22 protein-coding genes and 1 tRNA gene are annotated in these 22,133 nt (G+C 58.6%); 5 read left to right on the top strand and 18 right to left on the bottom strand.

The features are described 5' to 3' along the window. Positions 1 to 43 precede the first annotated feature (43 nt). Both QZL67_RS01255 and QZL67_RS01250 read right to left on the bottom strand, forming a co-directional pair. Positions 44 to 610, bottom strand: a complete 567-nt coding sequence (locus QZL67_RS01255; RefSeq protein ID WP_022288972.1) for a GNAT family N-acetyltransferase — start codon at positions 608 to 610, stop codon at positions 44 to 46. A 53-nt stretch (positions 611 to 663) separates the two neighbouring features. Further along, entirely contained in the window at positions 664 to 1,098 is a 435-nt protein-coding gene (locus QZL67_RS01250) for a hypothetical protein (RefSeq protein WP_022288971.1), read from the bottom strand. Positions 1,099 to 1,283: 185 nt separating this feature from the next. On the opposite strand from QZL67_RS01250, the gene htpG reads away from it, so the two are divergent. Beyond that, positions 1,284 to 3,167, top strand: coding sequence for a molecular chaperone HtpG (gene htpG / locus QZL67_RS01245; RefSeq protein ID WP_022288970.1), 1,884 nt, complete (start codon positions 1,284 to 1,286; stop codon positions 3,165 to 3,167). A 46-nt stretch (positions 3,168 to 3,213) separates the two neighbouring features. On the opposite strand, the gene QZL67_RS01240 is transcribed toward htpG, so the two are convergent. The 7 genes from QZL67_RS01240 to QZL67_RS01210 form a co-directional block, all read right to left on the bottom strand. After that, the gene (locus QZL67_RS01240) at positions 3,214 to 4,317 is read right to left on the bottom strand and encodes a DUF3810 domain-containing protein (protein ID WP_022288969.1); all 1,104 of its coding nucleotides are present in this window, start codon (positions 4,315 to 4,317) and stop codon (positions 3,214 to 3,216) included. A 10-nt stretch (positions 4,318 to 4,327) separates the two neighbouring features. Next, positions 4,328 to 5,062: an ABC transporter ATP-binding protein gene (locus QZL67_RS01235; RefSeq protein WP_022288968.1), complete on the bottom strand. Its 735-nt coding sequence runs from the start codon at positions 5,060 to 5,062 to the stop codon at positions 4,328 to 4,330. Further along, positions 5,059 to 5,850 (bottom strand): ABC transporter ATP-binding protein, encoded by a 792-nt coding sequence (locus QZL67_RS01230; RefSeq protein ID WP_022288967.1) that lies wholly within the window; start codon positions 5,848 to 5,850, stop codon positions 5,059 to 5,061. Before QZL67_RS01230 ends, QZL67_RS01235 begins: the two co-directional genes overlap by 4 nt. Then, positions 5,850 to 6,677, bottom strand: coding sequence for an ABC transporter permease (locus tag QZL67_RS01225; RefSeq protein WP_022288966.1), 828 nt, complete (start codon positions 6,675 to 6,677; stop codon positions 5,850 to 5,852). The genes QZL67_RS01230 and QZL67_RS01225 overlap by 1 nt, the downstream gene beginning before the upstream one ends. Continuing rightward, positions 6,674 to 7,630 carry an ABC transporter permease gene (locus QZL67_RS01220; RefSeq protein ID WP_022288965.1) on the bottom strand — a complete coding sequence of 319 codons (957 nt, stop codon included), beginning with the start codon at positions 7,628 to 7,630 and terminating at the stop codon, positions 6,674 to 6,676. Before QZL67_RS01220 ends, QZL67_RS01225 begins: the two co-directional genes overlap by 4 nt. A gap of 51 nt (positions 7,631 to 7,681) precedes the next feature. Then, positions 7,682 to 9,208: an ABC transporter substrate-binding protein gene (locus tag QZL67_RS01215; RefSeq protein WP_022288964.1), complete on the bottom strand. Its 1,527-nt coding sequence runs from the start codon at positions 9,206 to 9,208 to the stop codon at positions 7,682 to 7,684. Between the two features lie 180 nt (positions 9,209 to 9,388). Continuing rightward, complete coding sequence (locus QZL67_RS01210) at positions 9,389 to 10,618, bottom strand: AI-2E family transporter (protein ID WP_022288963.1); 1,230 nt, start codon at positions 10,616 to 10,618, stop codon at positions 9,389 to 9,391. A 239-nt stretch (positions 10,619 to 10,857) separates the two neighbouring features. On the opposite strand from QZL67_RS01210, the gene QZL67_RS01205 reads away from it, so the two are divergent. Together QZL67_RS01205 and QZL67_RS01200 are read left to right on the top strand one after the other, a co-directional pair. Further along, complete coding sequence (locus tag QZL67_RS01205; protein ID WP_022288962.1) at positions 10,858 to 11,742, top strand: diacylglycerol kinase family protein; 885 nt, start codon at positions 10,858 to 10,860, stop codon at positions 11,740 to 11,742. Further along, on the top strand, positions 11,739 to 12,347 hold the full coding sequence (locus QZL67_RS01200; RefSeq protein ID WP_022288961.1) for a CoA pyrophosphatase: 609 nt from the start codon (positions 11,739 to 11,741) through the stop codon (positions 12,345 to 12,347). Before QZL67_RS01205 ends, QZL67_RS01200 begins: the two co-directional genes overlap by 4 nt. A 67-nt stretch (positions 12,348 to 12,414) precedes the next feature. On the opposite strand, the gene QZL67_RS01195 is transcribed toward QZL67_RS01200, so the two are convergent. Then, positions 12,415 to 13,533 (bottom strand): GNAT family N-acetyltransferase, encoded by a 1,119-nt coding sequence (locus QZL67_RS01195; protein WP_022288960.1) that lies wholly within the window; start codon positions 13,531 to 13,533, stop codon positions 12,415 to 12,417. 148 nt (positions 13,534 to 13,681) lie between these two features. On the opposite strand from QZL67_RS01195, the gene QZL67_RS01190 reads away from it, so the two are divergent. Together QZL67_RS01190 and QZL67_RS01185 are read left to right on the top strand one after the other, a co-directional pair. Then, positions 13,682 to 13,864 (top strand): hypothetical protein, encoded by a 183-nt coding sequence (locus QZL67_RS01190; RefSeq protein WP_022288959.1) that lies wholly within the window; start codon positions 13,682 to 13,684, stop codon positions 13,862 to 13,864. A gap of 143 nt (positions 13,865 to 14,007) precedes the next feature. Further along, positions 14,008 to 14,099, top strand: a tRNA-Ser gene (locus tag QZL67_RS01185). Between the two features lie 136 nt (positions 14,100 to 14,235). Here the strand turns inward: QZL67_RS01185 and QZL67_RS01180 are convergent. The 8 genes from QZL67_RS01180 to QZL67_RS01145 form a co-directional block, all read right to left on the bottom strand. Continuing rightward, on the bottom strand, positions 14,236 to 15,000 hold the full coding sequence (locus tag QZL67_RS01180) for an SDR family oxidoreductase (protein ID WP_022288958.1): 765 nt from the start codon (positions 14,998 to 15,000) through the stop codon (positions 14,236 to 14,238). 7 nt (positions 15,001 to 15,007) lie between these two features. Next, on the bottom strand, positions 15,008 to 16,291 hold the full coding sequence (locus QZL67_RS01175; protein ID WP_022288957.1) for a TRAP transporter large permease: 1,284 nt from the start codon (positions 16,289 to 16,291) through the stop codon (positions 15,008 to 15,010). Between the two features lie 4 nt (positions 16,292 to 16,295). Further along, on the bottom strand, positions 16,296 to 16,796 hold the full coding sequence (locus QZL67_RS01170; protein ID WP_022288956.1) for a TRAP transporter small permease: 501 nt from the start codon (positions 16,794 to 16,796) through the stop codon (positions 16,296 to 16,298). Between the two features lie 79 nt (positions 16,797 to 16,875). Then, positions 16,876 to 17,910, bottom strand: coding sequence for a C4-dicarboxylate TRAP transporter substrate-binding protein (locus QZL67_RS01165; protein WP_022288955.1), 1,035 nt, complete (start codon positions 17,908 to 17,910; stop codon positions 16,876 to 16,878). Positions 17,911 to 17,991: 81 nt separating this feature from the next. Continuing rightward, positions 17,992 to 18,456: a MaoC/PaaZ C-terminal domain-containing protein gene (locus tag QZL67_RS01160; protein WP_022288954.1), complete on the bottom strand. Its 465-nt coding sequence runs from the start codon at positions 18,454 to 18,456 to the stop codon at positions 17,992 to 17,994. 19 nt (positions 18,457 to 18,475) lie between these two features. After that, complete coding sequence (locus tag QZL67_RS01155) at positions 18,476 to 19,603, bottom strand: CaiB/BaiF CoA-transferase family protein (protein WP_022288953.1); 1,128 nt, start codon at positions 19,601 to 19,603, stop codon at positions 18,476 to 18,478. Positions 19,604 to 19,613: 10 nt separating this feature from the next. After that, positions 19,614 to 20,759, bottom strand: a complete 1,146-nt coding sequence (locus QZL67_RS01150) for a CaiB/BaiF CoA-transferase family protein (protein ID WP_022288952.1) — start codon at positions 20,757 to 20,759, stop codon at positions 19,614 to 19,616. Then, positions 20,756 to 21,913: an ABC transporter substrate-binding protein gene (locus tag QZL67_RS01145; RefSeq protein WP_022288951.1), complete on the bottom strand. Its 1,158-nt coding sequence runs from the start codon at positions 21,911 to 21,913 to the stop codon at positions 20,756 to 20,758. The genes QZL67_RS01150 and QZL67_RS01145 overlap by 4 nt, the downstream gene beginning before the upstream one ends. Between the last annotated feature and the right edge of the window lie 220 nt (positions 21,914 to 22,133).

The following is a 22,133-nucleotide window of genomic DNA, read 5'->3' as shown; positions in this document are numbered from 1 at the left end:
CACCGGCCCCGGCGGACACTGCGCTCCCCGGCCCGGGCACGCCTCACGCCTGCCGCAGCACCGCCGCCACCTGTTCCGGCGGCACCTGAGGCAGGGAGCACAGCGGTGCGGGGTCCTGGTCATAACCGGCAATGGGCAGCTCGAACCAGGCCACATCCCGCCAGGCCCCGGCTTTGTAGCCGGTGCTGCGCTGAACGCCCATCAGGCGGAACCCCATGCTCCGGTGGAGCCCCTCACTCTTCTCGTTGGGCAGCGTCACCAGGGCGTACACCGTCCGCACCCCCTGGAGCCGCAGCAGCTCCATCAGTGCGTGATAAAGCCGCTTTCCAAGGCCGGTGCCGGTATGGTCCCGGTCCAGATAGACGGACAGCTCCGCATTCCACTGATAAGCCGCCCGCTCCGCCTGCCGGTGGGCATAGGCATATCCCACGATGCATCCGTTTTCCTCGCAGACCAGATAGGGATAGGTTCCGCCGAAGTCCCGGATGCGCCGGGCAAATTCCTCTCGGGTGGGCAGCTGGTATTCAAAGGTGATGCCCGTTTCGATATACTGGGCGTAAATGGCCAACAGAGCCGGCGCGTCCGCCTCCGCGGCAAACCGGATCTCCATCCAATCCCTCCTTTTCCGCAAAGAAGCGGGGACGCCCGAACGTCCCCGCCGTGTCAGGTTTTTCCGTGAATCTGGGCACCGCACTTGGGGCAGGTGATGACGACCTTTCCCTTCCCCACCGGCACCCGGCAGATGGTCTTGCAGTTTTTGCAGGTGAAGTACTTGTGGGCGGTGTCGGCATGGCGGGCCTTCGCCGCGGACCGGCCGTTTTTCACCTTCCAGGTCCACTGGAGGAACTTGCTGTTCTCCTCCCGGCGCTTATAGAGATTCTTGGAAAACACCCGGAAAATGGCATAGAGCAGCAGCACCATAGCGGCCCAGTACAGCAGCACGCCCACCAGCTGCAAATGGCGGATGCGCATCACGATCATGGACACCACATCCAGCACCAGTGCGGCCACAATGGCAGCACGTCCCAGCTGGTCGGAGCCATTGCGGCCATACATCAGCCGCTGCAGTGCCATTTTGCACTTATACAATACACCCATCGCTCCAGGACTCCTTCTCCGGCGGCTTTTGGCCGTCTGTTTTTGTTTTCAATTATTCTACTCGCAAAGTCCCGTTCAGACAACCATTTCCCCGTTGAATTTACAAATTGGTCATTTATTTACAGCGATTTGTGTGGTATATTTTGAAGTTGTGATAAAAAATAAACAAAGGAAGTGCATCATCCATGGCAAAAAAACAATTCAAGGCGGAATCCAAACGCCTACTGGATCTGATGATCAATTCCATCTACACCCACAAGGAAATTTTCCTGCGGGAGATCATCTCCAACGCCAGCGATGCCTGTGACAAGCTGTGCTACCAGGCTTTGACAGACGAGACAGTGGGCATGACCCGCAAGGATTTCCAGATCCAGCTGAAGGTGGACAAGGACAACCGCCTTCTGACGGTATCCGACAACGGCATCGGCATGGACAAGGAGGACCTGGAGAATAATCTGGGCGTCATCGCCTCCTCCGGCTCCTACCGCTTCAAGCAGGAAGTGGGCGACGATACCAAGGACACCGATGTGATCGGCCAGTTCGGTGTGGGCTTTTATTCCGCCTTCATGGTGGCGGACCACATCACCGTGGTGACCCGCAAGTACGGCTCTGACACCGCCTACATGTGGCAGTCCTCCGGCGCCGACGGCTATACCATCACTGAGTGTGAACGGGACGGTGTGGGCACCGACATCATCATGCACATCAAGCCCGACACCGACGATGAAAAGTACGGCGAGTTTCTGGAGTCCTGGAAGATTCAGGAGCTGGTGCGCAAGTATTCGGATTACATCCGCTTCCCCATCCGGATGGAGGTCTCCAAGACCCGCCGGAAGGAAGGCAGCCCCGACGACAAGCCGGAGTATGAGACTTACTCCGAGGAGGAGACCCTCAACTCCATGGTCCCCATCTGGCAGCGCCGCAAGTCCAGCGTGAAGCCGGAGGAGTACAACAAATTCTACCGGGATAAGTTCCACGACTACGCAGACCCCCAGCGTGTGATCGCCGTGTCCGCCGAGGGCGCTGTCACCTATAAGGCGCTGCTGTTCATCCCCGGCGCCACGCCCTTCGACTATTACACCAAGGAATACGAAAAGGGATTACAGCTCTACTCCAACGGCGTGCTCATCATGGACAAGTGCGCCGACCTCCTGCCGGAGCATTTCCGCTTCGTCCGAGGCGTGGTGGACTCCCCCGACCTGTCGCTGAATATCTCCCGGGAACTGCTGCAGCATGACCGGCAGCTCAAGGTCATTGCCTCCAACCTGGAAAAGAAGATCAAGAGCGAGCTTGCCAAGATGCTTAAGGACGACCGGGAGGCCTATGAGACCTTCTGGAAGAACTTCGGCCGCCAGCTCAAGTACGGCGCGGTCAGCGAGTACGGCGCCCACAAGGAGCTGCTGCAGGACCTGCTGCTGTTCTACTCCTCCACGGAGAAGAAACTGGTAACGCTGGGCGAGTACGTCTCCCGGATGGGCGAGGATCAGAAGTATATCTATTACGCCACCGGTGAATCCCTGGACAAGATCGACAAACTCCCCCAGACGGAGCTTCTTAAGGACAAGGGCACGGAGATCCTCTACTTCACTGAAGAGGTGGACGAGTTCTGCGCCCAGATCCTCCACAGCTATCAGGACAAGGAGTTCCGCTCCGTGCTGGATCAGGAGATCGAGGAGGGCGCTGAGAAGAAGTCCGAGGAGGCCATGGACGCCCACAAGGCCGCTCTGGACTTCGTCAAGGAGACCCTGGGTGACGCCGTGAAGGAGGTCAAGGCCTCCGCCCGCCTCAAGTCCCATCCCGTGTGCCTCACCGCCGGCGAGGGGCTGAGCTTTGAGATGGAAAAGTATTTCCAGGCCGTGCAGCCTGACTCCGCCATCAAGGCCGAGCGCATCCTGGAGCTGAATGTGGACCACCCCGCCTTCCAGGCTCTGGAGCAGGCGGTCAGCGATGATCCGGAGAAGGCCAAGAAGTACGCCCAGCTCCTCTACGATCAGGCACTGCTGATTGCGGGATTGCCCCTGGACGATCCCTCCGGCTACACCGATCTTGTGTGCGAACTGATGAAATAAGAAATGAGCGCCCCCACGAAATCGTGGGGGCGCTCATTTGTTCTGTTCAAACTGCCGCATCCCGGTAGTAGACCACCAGCAGGTCCACCACGGTGCCGTAGCTCTGCAATCCCTGCTTCTCGCCGTAACCCTTGAGGAATCGGTCATACACCTCGTTGGACACCTTCTGCACCGCCGTATCCTGGAACTGGGCCCAGTAGGCGTTGTTGGCACCGAGATCCGCCCGCACCTCCGGCGGCAGGCTGTCCCGGATGGTCTGATAGGCCTCCGGATTCACCCGGTAGAGGGCATTGCCCAGATGGATATAGCCCAGCAGCCAGCCGGAGTAGGCATAGGCATCATTGCCGCAGGTGGTACAGGCCAGTACTGCCAGGAAGTTGCACTCCTGCTCCGAGGCGATGCTCCGCTGGTGGGCCAGCTCATGGGCCGCCGTGGAGGGCAGGAGGCAGGCGGGACTGTCCACATTGACATTGGACTCCCCGGTGAAGGGACAGTAAATGCCGGTAAAATCCAGGGCACTCATGACACGGGAAAAGTGCACTGCCTTCACGCCGGGGTCCTCAAATTCCAGGAAGGGAAACTGCCCTTCCACCGCATCATAGGCACGGACGCTCTGGGAGAGGATCTCCTCCCGGGGCACCGCGAAGCACCCCTGCTCATCCCGCTCCACCAGATCCGCCGTCTCCGTCAGCCGGTCGGCAAAGTAGCGTGTCACCGCCAGCAGGTCCTCCTCCGCCATCGGCTGGGCATAGATGCCGGAGAGGTCCTGAAAGCTGGGGGTGTAGTAGTGGACGCCCCAGAGTCCGCAGAAGCCCGCGTAAATAGTCAGCCCCACGCACACGGCACCCACAAGGGCGCTGTACGCCCGGTGGAGACGGCCGGAGGCGGTCTTTCGTCGGACCACCGACGCAATGCTCCACACCAGGTATGCCGCCGTGAACATCACCAGCGCGATGCACAGTGCCTCCATCACGGAAAAGGGCACCCGGTAGCACAACCGCCCGAGCACGCGGCGCACCGCCGTGGCGGCGGAGGCCAAGGCGGTCATGACGCCGGTATGACTCCGGCACAGGAAGAACGCTGTCAGCAGCACAAGATCTGCCAGCAGCCACAGATGCAGTTTTCGATGCCGCAGGAAAAACGCTTTCAAAGGGACTCCTTTACTCCGCGGCAGCCAGCAGCTGCCGGGTATACGCCTCTTTGGGATGGTCAAAAATCTCCTCCACGGAGCCCTGCTCCACGATGCGGCCGTCCTTCATCACCAGTACCCGGTCGCAGAGCTGATAGACCACATTCAGATCATGGGAGACGAAGAGGAAACTCAGATCCAGCTCTCGCCGCAGGTCTTTCAGCAGCTTCAGGATCTGGGCCTGAATGGTAACGTCCAGGGCGCTGACCGGTTCGTCCGCGATCAAAAACCGAGGCCGCTGGATCAGTGCCACCGCGATGGACACCCGCTGACGCTGGCCGCCGGAGAGCTCCGCCGGCTTGGCCCGCAGGCACTCTGCCGGCAGCTCCACCCGTTCCAGCATGTCCCGGACCCGTCGGCGGCGTTCGGCGGCATCATACTTGCCGTAGATCCGCAGCGGCTCCTCCAGGTTCCACGCCACGGTATAGGCGGGATTCAAAGAGCTGTACGGGTCCTGAAAGATCATCTGGGGCCGCTTGGTATAGTGGATCACCTCACCGGCGTCCGGCTTCACCATGCCCAGAATGGTCCGGGCCAGCGTGGATTTTCCGGTACCGGACTCTCCCACCAAGCCCAGGATCTCCCCGTGGCGGACGTCGAAGGTCACATCGTGGAGGACCTCCTGATAGGTTTTCTTCCCCAGCAGGCCGCCCTCCCGGTAGCCGCTGGTCACATGCCGGACCGAGAGGGCCAGATCTTCACTCATTGGGCTCCCTCCTTCCGGCTCCGGGTGGGAATGGCGGCGATAAGCCGCTTGGTGTACTCCTCCCGGGGATGGTGGAACACCTGGTCGGTGTCCCCTTCTTCCACCAGCACGCCCCGCTGCATCACTGCCACCCGGGCGCAGAGCTTGCGCACCACCGCCAGGTTATGGGAGATAAAGAGCATGGACATTCCCGTCTCCCGGTTGAGCTTTTTCAAAAGCTCCAGGATCTGGGCCTGAATGGTCACGTCCAGAGCGGTGGTGGGCTCGTCCAGCAGCAGCAGCTTGGGCCGGGTCACGATGGCCGCGGCGATCATGGCCCGCTGGCACATCCCGCCGGAGAGCTGATGGGGATATTTGTCATACACCGTTTCCGGGTCCGGCAGCTCCACGGCGGCAAGGGCCTCCAGCGCCAGTTTCCGCCGCTGTGCCCGGTCCATATGGGTGTGGAGGCACAGTGATTCCTCCACCTGGCTGCCGATCTTCATCAGCGGGTCCATGCAGCTCTGGGGCTCCTGAAACACCACGCCGATGTCCTTCCCCTGGACCTTCCGCAGCTCCTCCCGGGGTGCATGCAGCAGATCCACCCCGTCCAGCAGCACCTGACCGGAATATTCGCACTGCCGGCGGGGCAGCAGCCCCGCAACGCTCATAGCGGTGACGGACTTTCCGGAGCCGGATTCCCCCACCAGGCCCAGGATCTCTCCGTCCTGAATGGTGAGAGACACGCCTGCCACTGCTTCCCGGCTGCGGACGTGGAACTTCACATGCAGATCACGGATCTCCAGCATCACATCACCCCCCGTTCTGCCCGCTGCAGTCCCTCGCCGATGAGGCCGGCGCTGAGGACCAGCAGCACGATGGCAAGGCCTGTGCCCACCGCGTACCAGGGGGCCGCGGTAAAGAGGCTCTGGGCCTCGGAGAGCATATAGCCAAGCGAGGCATCCGGTGGGGTGACGCCAATGCCCAGATAGCTCATGGATGCCTCAGCCAGCACGGCGTTGTTGAAGCCGATGGTGACGGCAGGCAGCAGTACATGGGCGGTGTTGGGCAGGATATGGACCGCCAGGATGCGGGCGGGAGACGCCCCCATCAGCCGGGCGCTTTTAACATAGTTCACGTCCCGCAGCGCGGCAAAGGCCGTGCGGGTCACCCGGGCAAAGCTGGGGATAAACACCAGTCCCAGGGCAAGAATCACGTTGTACTTATTGCCGGGGCCCAGGATGGAGATCACCACCAGGGCCAGCAGAATACTGGGGAACGCCGTCAGCACATCGTTGAGACGCATCAGCACCTCGTCCACCAATCCACCGAAGTAGCCGGTCACCGCCCCAAGGGCCGTGCCCACCACGGCACCGATGACCACGGTGCAGATGGCGATGGTGAAGGTGGTGCCGGCGCCCTTGAGCACCCGGCTGAAAATATCCCGGCCGAAGTCGTCCGTTCCCAGCAGGTGCTGAAGCGAGGGGGCCAGGAACTTCTCTCCGGCATCGCCCATGGCGTTGGGGTCGTAGGGCGTCCAGAAAAAGCCCAGCACGATCAGGGCCGTCAGCACCGCTCCAAGCAGCAATCCTGCCCGGAGATAGCCGTTCATTCTCTTCTTCATCCGCTTTTTCATGACGCGCCCCCTCCCAGCCGCAGGCGGGGGTCAATCCGCTGGTTGATGAGGTCCGCCACGGTGCCGGCCAGCACCACCCAGAAGGCCAGGATCACGATGATGGCCTGCACCACCGGATAATCCCGGCTGCCGATGGAGGCCACCAGCATCCGCCCAAGGCCCGGGATGGCAAAGGCCTGCTCCACCACGATGCTGCCTGCCACGATCTCCGCCATGGTCTGGGCCAGGAAGGTGACCACCGGCACCAGGGAATTTTTGAGCACGTGGCGGCGCAGCACGCCGGCGCGGTCATTGCCCCGGGAGATGGCGGTGCGGACATAGTCCTTTCCCATCTCGTCGGCGATGGTACTGCGCAGCATCCGCACCGTCATGGCGATCCGGGGGATGGCGATGGCCACCGCCGCAAAGAACAGATACCGCAGGCTTGCGAAAAAGTCACTGCCAAGTCCCGGGAAGCTGCCGTGAACGAACCAGTGCAGCACGGTACTGAAGCAGAAGGTCAGCAAAATGGAGGTAAAAAAGGGCGGCACCGCCATGCACAGCTGGTTGAACAGCGTCTCCACCCCGTTCAAAATCCCCCGAGAGCGCCGCGTGGCGGACCGGACTCCCAGCGGCACGGAGATCACCGCGATGAGCACAAAACTCAGAAGGCTCAGGCACAGCGTCACACCCACCTTGGGGGCGATCAGGTCCCACACCGGCTGGTGGTAGCTGTACGAGGTACCCAGGTTTCCGGTGAAAAAGCCCAGCAGCCACTCGCCGTACCGCACCAGCAAAGGCCGGTCCAGTCCCAGCTCCGCCCGGAGTTCCGCCACCCGCTCAGGGGTGGCCTGGGTGCCCAGCATGGCAGTGGCAGGGTCACCGGAGATCACATCAAAGGCCACGAACGCCAAAAGGGAGACGATGACCATGGTAAAAAGCAGCATGGCAATGCGCTTGGCTGCATACTTCATGGTCTTCGCCTCCCTTCCGGGGCCGCGGCAAACAATCCGCCGCCGGTCATATCAGGTTGTGTAGTGGATGCCGGAAAGATCCAGCACGTAGATGGGATAGAAGGTCACGCCCTCCAGTCCCTTCCGGACGGCCACCAGGTCCGCCAGGTCCTGGATATAGACATTGGCGGCGTGCTCCGTCAGATTCTTCTCCATCTCCTTATAGAGGGCGGTCTGTTCTGCGTCGTCCGCCGTGGCCTGGGCCTGGGCGAAGAGGGCGTCATAGTCCGCATTGGAGTAGTTGATGAAGTTGTTGTCCGCCGTGGAGGTGAACCGCTCCAGCAGCGCCCGGGCGGTCATGTTGGACGCATCCACGCCCACCACCGTGGACTGGAACTGGCGGTTGGTATAGGCATCAGACACCCAGCTCTCCCACTCCACAGCCTGGATCTCAGCGGTGATTCCTACCTCCGCCAGCTGCTGCACCAGCACCTGGGCGGTATCCATGTGGGGCTTGTAGTTGGAGGGCACGGTGATGGTCATGGAGAAGCCGTCAGGATAGCCGGCCTGGGCCAGCAGTTCCTTGGCCTTCTCCGTGTCGTGGGGGTAATAATCGGTGAGGCTCTCATCGAAGTACTTGCCGAAGGCGGGGTACATGCTGGAGCCGATGGGGCTGCCGTAGCCATCAAAGGCCAGGTCGATGATGGCCTGCTTGTCAATGGCGTAGCACAGCGCCTGACGGACCAGCTCGTTGTCAAAGGGTGCCACGTCGTTGTTCAGGTACAGCGCCTGCACCAGATTCATGGTGCCCTCAGCCACGTTGAAGTCCTCGCCCAGCTGGGCCACCTGCGTGCTGGTCAAGTGAGCGCACAGGTCGATGGCGCCGCTCTGGAGGCTCATCAGCAGGCTGTCGGCGTTTTCGATGATCTTGAAGGTCACCTGGTCCAGCTGTGCCGGGGTACCCCAGTAGTCGTCAAACTTTTCCAGCACGATGGAATCCTGTGCGGTGCGGGAGACGAACTTGAAGGGGCCGGTCCCCACAGGGGCGGTATCCTGCTGGTCGTAATCCGCCGGCAAAATGGCGGTGGTCATGTAGGAGAGGAACTCATTGTCCGGCTGGGCCAGGGTGATGGTCACCGTGGACGCATCGAGCGCCTGGATGTCGGTAATATTAGAAAACGCCTCCACCGGAACGATTCCCGTTTCGGTAGCGGCGGCGCAGCGCTGGATGGAATAGACCACATCCTCCGCCGTCACCGTGTCACCGTTGTGGAACTTCACCCCGTCCCGCAGGGTAAAGGTATAGGTCAAACGGTCCTCAGAAACTTTGTAGTCACTGGCGATGGCAGGGGTAAGGTCTCCCTCGGGGGTGGGCTTCATCAGCCCTTCAAATACATTGAACATGACCTCGCGGGTTCCTGCCTTCACCGTTTTGTGAGGGTCAAGACTGTTGTCCAGGTCCTGGGCGATGCCAACGACGATGGCGTTGGCGGCCGCTCTGCTCTCCGGCGTCTCGGCTGTGCTGCTGTCTCCGCATCCGCTGAGTACAGCGCACAGGAGTCCCGCCAGAAGAAGGAGCGACAGGCATCTCTTCTTCATAGCTTCTCCTTTTTTCATCACTGCCGCACAGGGTCAGTGTGGGGCAGGAACTGTCCCGCCCATGCAAAATATGGTCCCTTCAGATATAAAAAGGGCCTTGCGGTGTCAGTCGTTATTTTTCTAACGAACTGCCCCGCAAGGCCGTATTGTACACGATATACCTCTTAATTGCAAGGGGATTCACAAATTTTTCTCCTGCGGCGGCGCTTTGGGTTCCGCTTTCGGATAGTCGGTGGTATAGGCCTTGGTGTCCAGGGGCAGGTCTTTGCGCCGCAGCCGCATATCCAGAAAGAAATTGGCCGCGCTGTAAAAGCACGCAAATACCGGCACGCCAAAAAACATCCCAGGCACGCCGAAAAAGCTGCCGCCCACCAAAATGGCCACGATCACCCACAGGCTGGAAAGGCCGGTCTTGTCCCCCAGGATCAACGGGCCGATGATGTTGCCGTCCAGCTGCTGGAGTGCCAGCACGAAGAGGGCAAAATACACCGCCTGGATGGGAGAGACCAGCAGGATCAAAAAGATGCTGGGGATGGCGCCCAAAAAGGGCCCGAAGAAGGGGATCACATTGGTCACGCCCACGATCACAGAGACCAGCGGCGTATACGGGAACTTGAAAAGGCTGCAGCAGATGAAGCAGAGGATTCCGATGATCAGGGAGTCCAGCAGCTTTCCCCGGACAAAGCCGGAGAAGATGCTGTCCACCTTGTGGATGCCCCGCAGGACCCACGGCACATAGCTGCCGGGAAACAGCCCGAAGATCACCTTCCGGGCGTAAGCGGCACACTGCTCCTTGGTGGCCAGCAGGAAGATGGAGACAATGACACCCACCAGCAGATCCAGCAAAAAGTTCAGGGCGGTCATCACACCACCGGACACCGCGCTCATCAGGGCCGTGGCCTGGGGCAGCAGTGTATCCAGCCAGGTGGTGATATCGGTGTAATACCCCTTCAGCCGGTCGCTGACCAGATTTTCCAGCTCCGGGTTGGAGTCCAGCAGCCGCCGGACCCATCCGTTGATAGTATTATAATAGTTTTCCACATTTCCAATCAGCTGGACAACGCTCTTATACAGCTCCGGCAGCAATACCGATGCCAGCAGATACACCAGCACAGCAATCACCAGCCAGGTCAGCAGCACACTCGCCGCCCGCACGCAGCCGCCCAGCTTTCCCTTTGGCCTGCGGCCGCCCAGCGGCTGCAGCAGCATCCGGTCAAAAAAATTCACCACCGGCGCCAGCAGATACGCCAGCAGCGCACCGATCAAAACCGGCTGCACGGCCGAGATCAACTGCCCGCCGAAGACCGGCAGCACCCGGCGCCCAAACAGAGTATCGTAAAACAGCAAGATGGCGCTGACGGACAAAAATACCGCCAGCCCCAGCTGCATATAACCGCTTCTTCGCTTCATGGCCCACCACCTCTTGTTCTCTGCTTCATTGTACACGCCGCGGAATAGGATTGCAATTCATTCTTTCAGAATTCGCCCCGCTTCATAACACCCTGGAAAACCGGGAGACGGCGTGCTGTCTCTTGCAATCCTGCAGGCTCTGTGCTATATATTATTCTGTTAAATTTTAAGCTCCGGTTTTGTTAAATTTTGAACTCCGGAGTCCAATCTCATCCCGACAGGCGGGAAAGGAACGCACTATGGAGAAAAAACTGCTGTTCATTGTAAATCCCCGGGCAGGACGCAACAAGTCCCGCGGCCCGCTGTTTGACGCCGCTGCCATCTTCTCCGAGGCAGGGTACCTGCTGCGCATTCACCGGACCACTGCCCCCGGCGACGCCACGGAGACCGTGGCCCGGGAGGGCAGCCAATACGATCTGGTGGTGGCCTCCGGCGGAGACGGAACGCTCAACGAGACCATCGCAGGACTGGTACAGCTGGAAAATCCGCCCCTGCTGGGATATCTCCCCCAGGGCAGCACCAATGACTTTGCCTCCAGCCTTCACATCTCCGACGATCCCGCGGCCGCCGCGGAGGTCATCGTCCAGCAGCATGTGCAGGTGCTGGATGTGGGCTTCTGGAACCAGCGTCCCTTTGCGTATGTAGCCTCTTTCGGCGCATTCACCCGCACCTCCTACACCGCCTCCCAGGCCTCCAAAAACGCCCTGGGGCACTTTGCCTATATCCTGGAGGGAATGAAAGATCTCAACTCTCTGCGGCCCTACCGCATCCGCCTTACCGCCGACGGCGAGGTTTTGGACGGGGACTACCTCTTCGGCGCCGTGTGCAACTCCACCTCCATCGGCGGGCTGATGAAGCTGGACCCGGAGCGGGTGGTACTGGATGACGGCAAGTTTGAGCTGCTGCTGATCCCCAGCCCTAAAACGCCGCTGGGACTTCAAAACCTGATGCTGGCACTGCTCAACCAGCACTACGACAGTGAAGGTCTGGTCTTCCGCCACGTCTCCTCGCTGCACCTGGAAACGGAGGAGGACCTCCCCTGGTCCCTGGACGGGGAATATGCCCCCAGCACCCCCGCCGTGGACATTGTCAACCGTCAGGGCGCCTTGAGGATGCTGCTGTGAGTGAACTGAAAGACCTGCGCTGCCGGTTTGACGGCTATGTTCCCCAGATGCTGGAAGCCCAGCACAGTTACGCGGTTTTGTGTCCGTTTCTGGAACAGCCCGACGGTCTGCACCTGCTCTTTGAGGTCCGGGCTGCCACTCTCCGCCGCCAGCCGGGGGAAGTCTGCTTTCCCGGCGGCATGCAGGAACCCGGCGAAACGCCGGAAGTCTGCGCTCTGCGGGAGACCTGGGAGGAACTGGGCATCGTCCGGGAAGAGATCGAAGTGCTGGGAAAGTCGGATTTTCTCTGCAGCCACCGGGGGTTTTTGCTCCAGCCGGTATTGGGTGTGGTTTCTCCGGCGGGCCTTGCCGCCCTCTGCCCCTCCCCCGCCGAAGTGGCGGAGGTCTTTTCCGTTCCCCTTTCCTTTTTCCGTCGGCAGCAGCCGGAGGTTTATCGCTACGATCTGGTCCCCACCCGGCCAGATCATTTCCCCTACCAATCCGTGGGCATCCCGGAGACCTATCGCTGGGCCCGGGGCACCGTGGAGGTTCCGGTATGGTTTTGGGAGGGGCATGCCATCTGGGGTATGACCGCCCGCATCGTCCGGGACCTCATCAAAGAATAAAAAGCGGGAGAGCGTTGGCTCTCCCGCTTCCTTATTTTACTTGTCTCAGGATGGCAGTATTCTCGGCTCAGCAGCCGCTCTCCCCTTCCGGTCCCAGAAAGGCCGGGTCATAGCTGATGTCCTTTTCCAGGATCTCCCGGCCATCTTCCAGCCGTCCCACCGGCGCAAAGCCATAGCCCAGGAAAAAGGTCCGCCCGGCATGCTGCGTATCGCTCAGCGCGACCCGCAGGTATTTGCGGCCCAGAGGGCGATACTGGGCCACCACCTGGCCCAGCAGCTGTACCCCGTATCCCCGCCGGCGGCAGGTCTCTTTCATGTAGAAGAGCGAAATCCATCCAATATGGTCCTCCGCCTGCTTCTCCGGGCAAACTCCCACCAGGCCCACGGCCTCCTCACCCAAAAAGCCTGCCAAAACGGTGTCCTTTTTTACCAGCTCCCGGACATCCATATCCGGACAATCTCCGGCACAGTCCTCCACAAGCGCCGCCTGCTCCCGCAGGTCCAGCGGTTGGAAATACAGCCCCGGCTCCAGCGCATTGGCCCGCTTTTTCACCATCTCGCCCTTGGCATAGCGGGGGTCCAGCAGGTGGCTGTTGTCATCCCGGAACACCACCCGCATCTGGTCCCCCTCCGCCTCAATGAGGGAGACGGCGGTGTTGTCGCCATGAGGCGTCTGGCCCAGCTGGGCCAGGGAATATCCCTGAAGCGTCGCCAGCAGGATTCGGATGGCGCAGCCATGGGAAAAGACCGCCACGGTCTTTCCGTCATTTTCCGCCGCAATCTGCCGCACGGCGGCAAGTACCCGATCCCGGACCTGTTCCGGCGTCTCAGCACCCTCTACGTGCCACTGGTCCAGATGATGGCTGAAATTCTCCATCTGCACCGGGTCCATCCGGGCGATCTCCCCCCAGGTCTTCTGCTCCCAGACGCCCACGCAGATCTCCCGCAGGTCCCGCCGCCGGTGGAGCTCCAGTCCCTTGGGCCGGTAAATGGCGCTGGCGGTGGCACAGGTGCGGTACAGGTCGCTGGAATACACCGCGTCCACGGGAATCTCCGCAAACCGGCGCTCCAGCGCCCGGATCTGACGCCAGCCCCGGTCGGTGATGATGCTGTTGTATTGTCCCTGGGCAATGCGGTAAAGATTGCCCTCCGCCTCCGCATGGCGGATGAGATAGAGTTTGGTCATGGGTTTCTTCCTCTCCGGGCACCTTCATACCCGTTTCATTTTGAACGGACACATTATAGCGCATCTAACATCTTTTGGCAAACGCCAGCATGATTTTTTCCGGGCTGCCGGGTCATACTAAGGCCGTGCCGAAAAGGAGTTGACTGAAATGAGAAATATGTGCGCCGGATTTTGGGCCGGCATGGGTGCCGGAATGATGGCCGGTGCCATCGTGGGAATGATGATGCCCTGCGGCAGGGACCCCATGAAAACACAGGTGGGGAAAAGTATCCACAAACTGGGTGTCGCTGTGGACCACGCCGTGGACAACATTGTTTCCGAAATGCGCTGAGGCGCAGGGCGGAGGGCGGATGCCCTCCGCTTTTTCAAAAAATGCAAAATAAGGGTTGACTTTTCCGCCAAGTTTGCTATAATAATAACGCTGTCGCTCCTAAGCGACATACAAGTTCATCTTTTTTGATGCTTGACAGCTATGGAGAAGTCGCCTAGTTGGTCGAGGGCGCATGATTGGAAATCATGTAGGCCCCTAAAGGGTCTCGAGGGTTCGAATCCCTCCTTCTCCGCCAAAAGAAAGACACGCATATTGCGTGTCTTTCTTTTTTGTATTTACGCACCCGGCATCTTTTCCCCTGCCTGGCTGGCAAGGCAAAACGGGCTGAAAACAGTATGGTGTTTCCAGCCCCATTTTCAGCCCGTTTACAGTCATTTGCAGAGATATCCTCCATCCACCGGGATCACCGCCCCGGAGAGATAATCCGAAGCCGCCGATGCCAGGAATACGGTTATGCCCTTTAAATCCTCCGGTTTTCCCCAGCGTCTCGCCGGAATCCGCGCCGTGATCTCCTTTCCCGTCTGACTGACCATCATGTCATGGCTCAACTCGGTCTCCATGAATCCCGGAGCAATTGCATTGACCTGTATCCCGCAGGGCATCCACTCATTGGAAAGGGCCCGGGTCAGCTGTACCACGCCGCCTTTGCTGGCGGCATAGGCTGCCACAATGTGCCCGCCCAGGAAGGAATTCATCGAGGCAATGTTGATAATCTTGCCGCTTCCCTGCTGAAGCATCACCCGGCCGGCCATCTGGCACATGTAAAACATTGCAGACAGATTGATGTCCAACACATGCGCCCACTTTTCGGACGGAAACTCTGCCGCCGGGCAGCGGAACTGGGTCCCTGCTCCGTTGAGCAGAATGTCTACGCTGCCTCCCAGACACTCCAGCGCCCGGGTAAATCCCTCCTCCCGAGAAGATTTGTCGGTCAGATCTCCGTCCACGACGTGATACCCGGATTCCGGACCGCCGGTCACTTGGCGCATATGCTCCAGATTTTTTTCCGATCCGCCCAGCAAAACCACCTCTGCGCCGGCTTCATGCAGGGCCTGCGCCTGTGCGTAACACAGTCCGGTCTCCCGGGACGCGCCTGTTACGATGGCCTTCTTTCCCGATAAGTCGAATAAATTCATAGGCATCTTATCCCAGCAGATTCGGCAAAAGCAGCGTGATCTGTGGGATATATGTGATTCCCAGCAGACCAATGATCATCGTCAGAATCAAAACCCACGATTCTTTCAGGAAATCCTTGATGCTCACTTTAATAATAGAACAGGTCAGGAACATCAGCGTTCCGAACGGAGGCGTGATGCCGCCCATGGTAACGTTGACGCACATAATGATTCCGAACAGGATGGGGTCGACTCCCAACGCAGTCATCGTGGGGACCAGCAGGGGCGTCAGGATAATCAGGGCCGCCGTCCCTTCCAGGAACATGCCGACCACCAGCAAGAACAGGTTCACCAGCAGCAGCATCACATACTTATTGCTGGTAAGGGTCAGCAGCACCTCAGACAGCTGCGTGGGAATCCGTTCCCAGCTCAGGTAGTTGCCGAACGAGGACGCTGCGCAGATAATCAGCATAACGCCGGCCGTGCTGGTCACGCACTCCCGGATCATCTGGGGAATCATGCTGATTTTCAGCTCCCGGTAAATAAACATTCCGACAAAAATGCAGTAGAACACGCAGACCGCGCCGGCTTCCGTAGCAGTGAAGACGCCCATGCGCAGTCCCATGATGATGCCCAGCGGGATCAACAGTGCCCAGAACGCATCCTTGAGCGTGGTGAAAATATCTTTCCACGCCATCTTGTAGTCTCTGGTACCCACATATCCCTTTTTCTTGCCCACAAAGTGCACAGCAACCATCAGGCAAATCATCAGGAAAAGGCCGGGCCCATAACCGGCCAGGAACATCTTTGCCACGGAAACATTGGCCAGGCTGCCGTAGAGGATCAGGCAGATTCCCGGAGGGATGATCGGGGTCAGCACAGCGGACGCCGCCGTAACACCAGCGGAAAAGCCTTTGCTGTAACCGCGCTTGGTCATCTCAGGCACCAGCATTTTTGCTTCCATAGCGGCATCCGCATTCGCAGAGCCGGACACGCCGCCCATCAGGGCGCTGAGCACCACGTTGGACTGGGCCAGGCCGCCGATCATGCGTCCGGTGAGCATGTCAGCCACATTCATCAGCCGGCTTGCAATGCCGGAGTAGTTCATGATAACGCCCACCGCCACAAAAAACGGCACGGCCAGCAGCGTAAATGACTCTCCCTGCGCCACCATCTTCTGAAAAATCATGTAGGGTGCCAGCGTATCATTGCAAAACACGAAATAATACAGCACCGACAGCATCAGAGAGTATGCGATGGGAATATTGCAGACAAACAGCACCAGCAGGAGGATCAGGGGCATAAAGTTCATAGCATCATTCCTCCTTGTCGTTCTCTTCCGCGCCAGAGCGGAGGGCCTTCACATCCTCGACGGTCCGCTTTGCCGCGTAATACGCCATAAAGGCAAAGCTGATGGCCACCGGGATATCATAAATGGTATAGGGCAGTTTCAAAGAAAGAGAGCTTTTGTTCGCCGCACTCATGGCAAAAATCCAGCCCAAAACGCCCAACACAATGCAGATCACAATCTGCAGCGCATCCAAAATCAAATTTGCGTACTTTTCCGCCCGGGACGGCAGAATCGAAATCAGCACATCCATGCCGATCAGTCCGCCCCGTTCTTTATAGCACACGGCTGCACCGATAAAAATCGTCCAGATAAAACCGATTGCGGCGACCTCTTCCGTCCACACCAGGGACTTTCCAGTTGTAAACCGCAGCACCACATTGGCAAAGACAACTGTGATCATGATCGTAAAGGCAATGCCGGCAATCAGTTCCGGCACATGCGATGCAATCCATTTTCCACGCTTCAAAACAAATCTCCTTTCCCATATCCCCAGGCGGCATGGCCGCCTGGGGACTGCTTATTCAGTGGGAACGCGATAATTCCTCTCAGCCGTTGATAATCGCGGATACGGTCTCATACAGTCCGTCGGACCAGTTGGAGATCGAATCATAGACGGAACGGGTCGCTTCAACAAATGCCTCGCGATCGCAGTCATAGAAGGTGACGCCTTCCGCTTCCAGCTTGCTTCTGAAGTCACTCTCGTCTGCCGTCACCCGCTCAATGGTGGTAGGCGCCATGTTGGCGATCTCCTCCACCAGGATCTGCTGATACTCCTCCGGCAGCGTGTTAAAGTAATCGTTGGACATGTTCACGCTCCAGATGGCCATGATATGGTCCGTAAGGGTGATGTTCTTGCAGACCTCATAGATCTTGGAGCTGTACAGGGTGGACAGCGGAGCCTCGCAGCCCTCGCACACGCCCTGCTGCAAAGCGCTGTAGACCTCGCTCCAGTTCATCTGGGTTACGGTGGCCCCCATCGCCTCCATCATACCCACCCGGGTTTCGGAAGAAGCGGAACGGATCTTCATGCCCTTGAGATCCTCGGGAACGGTAACGCCCTTGTCCCCGGAGTATGTCAGTTCTCTCGCGCCGAAGTACCAGCTCATGCCAAGGTTTTTGATTCCCTGTGCTTCCAGCTGTGTACGCATATCCGCCATCCAGTCGGACTGGTCCACTTTCGCAAATTCACTGGGATCGGAAAACAGGAAGGGGCCGTCCAAAATTCCCAGATCCGGGACATAGGCGGTCAGGAAGTCCGGCGTTCCGAAGGAAATTACATTTGCGCCCTGAGCACACAGCTCCAGCGCATCCGTATCCGTTGCCAGTTCTCCGTTGGGGTAGTTCTCCAGGACCAGACCGCCGTTCGTCCGCTCCTCCACTTTCTCCGCCATCTCCTGGGCGCACTTGGCGACCGTCTCATCACCGGAAATGGTATAGGTCATCTTCAGTGTATAGACTTTATCCGGGGTATCGCCATCCGCGGTGTCTCCCTCGGAGGTCTTCCCATCGCCGGAATCACCACAAGCAGCCAGGGACAGGCACATCATCATCGCCAGAAGAAGAGACAGCATTTTTTTCATAATAAACTTCCTTCCTTTTTCATCATTGATGGTGGTTCATACCGTTTTAAGATTCTATACGTGTGATGCCAGCTGTGTTTCTCAGGCCTCCGTTTCTCCCAGCGGTACCCGCCGTTGATTCAAGGTGAGATGGTCGCACACCAGCACAACCTCACCGCGCTGATTGATGACATCCATGTGTTCGACCACGATTCCCATGTCCTTGCGCTTGGGATGGTCCCGCTTTTCCGTAATGGTCACCACCACATGGATGGTGTCTCCGATAAAGACCGGTTTTACGAAGCGCAGGTGGTCATAGCCGTAGGAAAATCCCACGGTGTTGATGGTGTTGGCCTTCATTCCCACCGCCATGCTGAAGGTCAGCGCGCCGTGCGCGATTCTCTGCCCGAACTCCGTGGTCTTGGCAAACTCCGCATCCATATGATGCGGGAACACGTCTCCCAGATCCGCGTGAAGTACGATGTCCGTCTCTGTCATGGTCCGGGAATAGGTGGTGTGGGTATCCCCCACATGAAAGTCCTCGAAATAAATTGCAGAAGTGTCCATAGCATGCTCTCCCTTTCCTTTAAATATGGTACTTTTGATTCTGTTCTCCCACGCCGGGTGCCGGCCGGTCATTTTTCAGCCTCTTTCCATCAATGCGGATGGGACAACGGGTGGTCTCAAATCGCAGGCCGTTTCCCTGATCGATGGTCTGCAGCATGTCCAGCACCTGAAATCCTTCCGTTTCCAGGAGCTGCCCCCAGTCATAGACCTGGGCACACCAAATGTCCGCCGCTTCCAGAATGGACAGCCAGTATGCCGTTGTCTGCGTTTTGAGGTGCTCGCGCAGAGCCAACTTGATTTCATCCCGCAGATCAAACCAATCGGATTTTTTGGTATAATGGGTAATGGCCTCGCATCCCAACAGCTTTCCCAGTTCCGGAACCGGGGTCATTGCCAGCGCCAGATAGCCATCCTGCGTTTCATAGATTCCATAGGGCGCGCTGTGGCACGGATTGGCACCGTTGACCCGGCTGCGGGGAGTCAGTTTTTCGCCGTCATTCAAAAATGCGCCGAAATTTTCAAATTCGATATCCACCATGGCCTCCGCCAGACTGGTCTCCACCTTACAGCCCTCACCTGTCATCTGTTTGTGATAGAGGCCCGCCAGGAGCCCCTGGACGAGATACATTCCGCTGAACTCATCCGCCGTGGAAACGCCGAAGGGAACCGGGTCCGGCCCGCTGCCGTTGAGGTAACAGGCGCCCGTGGCACACTGCACCAGCAGATCCTGCCCCGGCCTGTCCTTCCAGGCGCTGTTCGAGCCATATCCTGTGATCTGCCCATATACGATGCCGGGATTGATCGCCCGGACGCTTTCATAGTCCAGCCCCAGCCGCTTTGTCACCTCCGGGCGGAAATTGATCACCATCGCATCCGCGCTCCGGAGCAGCGGCAGCAGTTTCTCCCGCTGTTGCGGGTCTTTCAGATCAACGCTCAGGCTCTCTTTTCCCCGATTGACAAAGTAGTATGCCGCGTTATCACCGTTGAATTTGAGCGCCGGGCCAAAATTGCTTCGGTAGGAATCCCCGCTTCCTGGCTTTTCCACCTTGATCACGCTGGCCCCCAGATCCGCCAGACGCAGCGAGGCAAACGGTCCGGCCAGAAACTGACTGAAATCCAATATTGTAAATCCTTCCAGTGGCTTCATGTGGCCCTCCTCATAATTCAAACTCCCGGTTGATCGCATCCGTATCTGCTCCCAGACGGGGGGCAAAGGTCCCCGCGCCAGCCTGCGTGTCATTGACTCGAATGGGACATTTGGTTGTCCACACCGGGTCCGGCTGACCGGGACGCCGGATATCGATGAGCAGATCCAGCGACGTAAAGAATTCCGAGTGGACCATCTCCTGCCAGTTATAGATCTCTCCGCACCAGTAGTCGGCAGCGCGCAGACAATCGAGCCAGTGCTGCGTGCTTGCGGTTTTCAGCTTCTCGGCAATGATTGCCTTGATCTCATCCCGCTTTTCCATGCACACCGCCGCACCCTCGTACTGCAGCAGGCGGGGTTCTCCGATGAGGGTTCCCAATGTGGGCACAGCGCCCATGGAGACGGCGATGTATCCATCCTCGGTCTGATAAACCCCGTACGGAGCGCCCAGGTACACGTTGGCATTCCCGATCTGGCTGCGCTGCGGCATCCGCCTGCCGTCATTGAGGAAATAAGAAAACTGTTCAAATTGAAGGTCCAGCATGGATTCCAGCAGGGACACCTCTACCCTTCCGCCCTGGCCGGTTTTTGTCCTGCGGACCAGGCAGGCCAGAAGCCCCTGCGCCAGGTGTGTTCCCGTAATAGAGTCCGCCAGGGACAATCCCAGGGCTACCGGCGGATCGTCCCGGTTTCCAGTCAGGAAGGCCACGCCGGACATGGACTGGGCCAGAAGGTCCTGCCCCGGCTTTTTCACCCAGGGGCCTTCTGTTCCGTAGCCGGTAACGGTCCCGTAAACGATCCCCGGGTTCACCGCCTTGACTGCTTCATAACCAAGTCCCATCCGTTCCATAATGCCCGGGCGGAAATTGGAAATCATGACATCGGCCTTCTCCACCAATTTCTTCACCCGCTGCAGATCCGCCGGATCTTTCATGTTGGCCGTATAGCTCTGTTTTCCCCGGTTGATGATCTGAAAATTGACTGCGTCTCCATCCGCCATCAGATTGTTGAGGGTCAGCTGACGCCCCGCATCTCCGGAACCGGGACGTTCGATTTTGATGACCCGGGCTCCCAGATCCCCCAGCCGCATGGCTGCGGACGGCCCGGAGAGAAACTGGCAGAAATCCAACACCAGTATTCCTTCCAGCAATTTCATAAAGCACTCCTCCTGGACTTTCGATATAACGCGTTGAGTTTTTCCAGCGTACCGGCCAAATCCCGGCCGGTCATCAGGTACTCCCGTACAATCACTCCGCCGTGGTCCTGCAATTTCATGTATCCGTTATACCGGGGACGCATGGAAGCCTGGCAGATGGTTTCCCAGGTATCCTCGAAGAATCCATTGGACCGCCGGTTGACTGCGGGGTCTGTCCATGCGGTGCTGTATCCAGGCTGTCCGCCGGCGTCAAAATACAAGGTCTTTTGGATCTCTTCTGAAAGTGCGTACTGCATAAAGTCCGTTGCTTCCGCCAGATGCCCGCACCGGGAGGAAATCGCCAGCCCCGTGCCGCCAAGGGTGGTTTTCAACAATCCATTCCGAAATGCAACCACATTCGCCGCCTTGAGCACATGACGGCTGTATCCGGGCCGGAAGTAATTGACATATCCAAAGACAAAGGGACAATAGCCGTATTCCTCGCCGTCTCCGCTCAGCAGCTCATGCACTTCAATGGGATTGATTTGGAAAATCAGCTCCGGGCAAAGGCTTGTCAATTCCCGCTGGCGTTCCAAAGCCTCTTCCGCAACCTCTCTCGGAGCAATTTCTTCCTCCAGATACAGACGGTCTTCCCCTCCTGCAATGGTCGCACAGAACATGAAGAAATCCAGCAGCGTATACAGTGGGGCCGCCGCCAGAATGGTGTGCCCCTTCCCGGCCACCGACAAAAGCTCCTCCCAGGTTCTGGGAACCGGCGTGTCCAAGCGATCCATGACATCCGGCCGGTAAACCGCAATGGGCGTCGCCGCGTCGATCGGCAGCGCAAGCTGATGTCCGCCAATGGTATAGCTCTCATAGGACCGTCCGGCGCTGTGGGCCGCCTGATCCTGCAGGAATGCCCGGGGCAGCAGTCCCTCCAGCGGGAGCACCACGCCCGACGCCAGTCCGAACCCGGTCCAGGGGTGATCGATCACCAGAAAGTCATATCGCTCGGCCAACTGATTGACCGGCTGATTCTCAAAGTCCGCCAGGGAGCGCTTTTCCCAGGTAATGCGCACATTCGGGTGAAGCTCTTCATACCGCTGCGTTACGGCTACAATCGGCGAATAGCCCCTGCTGTGTGCCCAGGTCATTCCGGTCAGCTCAACTGCCATTGCTCTTCCTCCGCTTCAAGTTGGCCATCCGTCGGCCGGATGGCGATCGTATTCTTAATTGGTATTCTGGTACTAAGGACTTTGGTAGTACCAGATTCCAATAAAATTGTAATGGTTGTACATTGTTTTGTCAATCCTCATTTCACAAGTTATTCATTTTTATGCGTCGGCAACCTATCTAAAGTTTTTCAGACTCTTTTGGGCGGTTTGCTGCGTAACC

It is taken from the genome of Oscillibacter sp. CAG:155 (genome assembly GCA_000436875.1).
GTDB lineage: Bacteria > Bacillota > Clostridia > Oscillospirales > Oscillospiraceae > Oscillibacter.
Note: the sequence above shows the minus strand (reverse complement) of the source record. Positions and strands in the feature narration are given on the sequence as shown.

Bases quoted from the DNA above. Each gene is read 5' to 3' on its own strand.
- QZL67_RS01255 (WP_022288972.1), bottom strand. From the start codon at position 610: ATGGAGATCCGGTTTGCCGCGGAGGCGGACGCGCCGGCTCTGTTGGCC.
- QZL67_RS01250 (WP_022288971.1), bottom strand. From the start codon at position 1,098: ATGGGTGTATTGTATAAGTGCAAAATGGCACTGCAGCGGCTGATGTAT.
- htpG (WP_022288970.1), top strand. From the start codon at position 1,284: ATGGCAAAAAAACAATTCAAGGCGGAATCCAAACGCCTACTGGATCTG.
- QZL67_RS01235 (WP_022288968.1), bottom strand. From the start codon at position 5,062: ATGAGTGAAGATCTGGCCCTCTCGGTCCGGCATGTGACCAGCGGCTAC.
- QZL67_RS01230 (WP_022288967.1), bottom strand. From the start codon at position 5,850: ATGCTGGAGATCCGTGATCTGCATGTGAAGTTCCACGTCCGCAGCCGG.
- QZL67_RS01225 (WP_022288966.1), bottom strand. From the start codon at position 6,677: ATGAAAAAGCGGATGAAGAAGAGAATGAACGGCTATCTCCGGGCAGGA.
- QZL67_RS01220 (WP_022288965.1), bottom strand. From the start codon at position 7,630: ATGAAGTATGCAGCCAAGCGCATTGCCATGCTGCTTTTTACCATGGTC.
- QZL67_RS01215 (WP_022288964.1), bottom strand. From the start codon at position 9,208: ATGAAGAAGAGATGCCTGTCGCTCCTTCTTCTGGCGGGACTCCTGTGC.
- QZL67_RS01210 (WP_022288963.1), bottom strand. From the start codon at position 10,618: ATGAAGCGAAGAAGCGGTTATATGCAGCTGGGGCTGGCGGTATTTTTG.
- QZL67_RS01205 (WP_022288962.1), top strand. From the start codon at position 10,858: ATGGAGAAAAAACTGCTGTTCATTGTAAATCCCCGGGCAGGACGCAAC.
- QZL67_RS01195 (WP_022288960.1), bottom strand. From the start codon at position 13,533: ATGACCAAACTCTATCTCATCCGCCATGCGGAGGCGGAGGGCAATCTT.
- QZL67_RS01190 (WP_022288959.1), top strand. From the start codon at position 13,682: ATGAGAAATATGTGCGCCGGATTTTGGGCCGGCATGGGTGCCGGAATG.
- QZL67_RS01180 (WP_022288958.1), bottom strand. From the start codon at position 15,000: ATGAATTTATTCGACTTATCGGGAAAGAAGGCCATCGTAACAGGCGCG.
- QZL67_RS01175 (WP_022288957.1), bottom strand. From the start codon at position 16,291: ATGAACTTTATGCCCCTGATCCTCCTGCTGGTGCTGTTTGTCTGCAAT.
- QZL67_RS01165 (WP_022288955.1), bottom strand. From the start codon at position 17,910: ATGAAAAAAATGCTGTCTCTTCTTCTGGCGATGATGATGTGCCTGTCC.
- QZL67_RS01160 (WP_022288954.1), bottom strand. From the start codon at position 18,456: ATGGACACTTCTGCAATTTATTTCGAGGACTTTCATGTGGGGGATACC.
- QZL67_RS01155 (WP_022288953.1), bottom strand. From the start codon at position 19,603: ATGAAGCCACTGGAAGGATTTACAATATTGGATTTCAGTCAGTTTCTG.
- QZL67_RS01150 (WP_022288952.1), bottom strand. From the start codon at position 20,759: ATGAAATTGCTGGAAGGAATACTGGTGTTGGATTTCTGCCAGTTTCTC.
- QZL67_RS01145 (WP_022288951.1), bottom strand. From the start codon at position 21,913: ATGGCAGTTGAGCTGACCGGAATGACCTGGGCACACAGCAGGGGCTAT.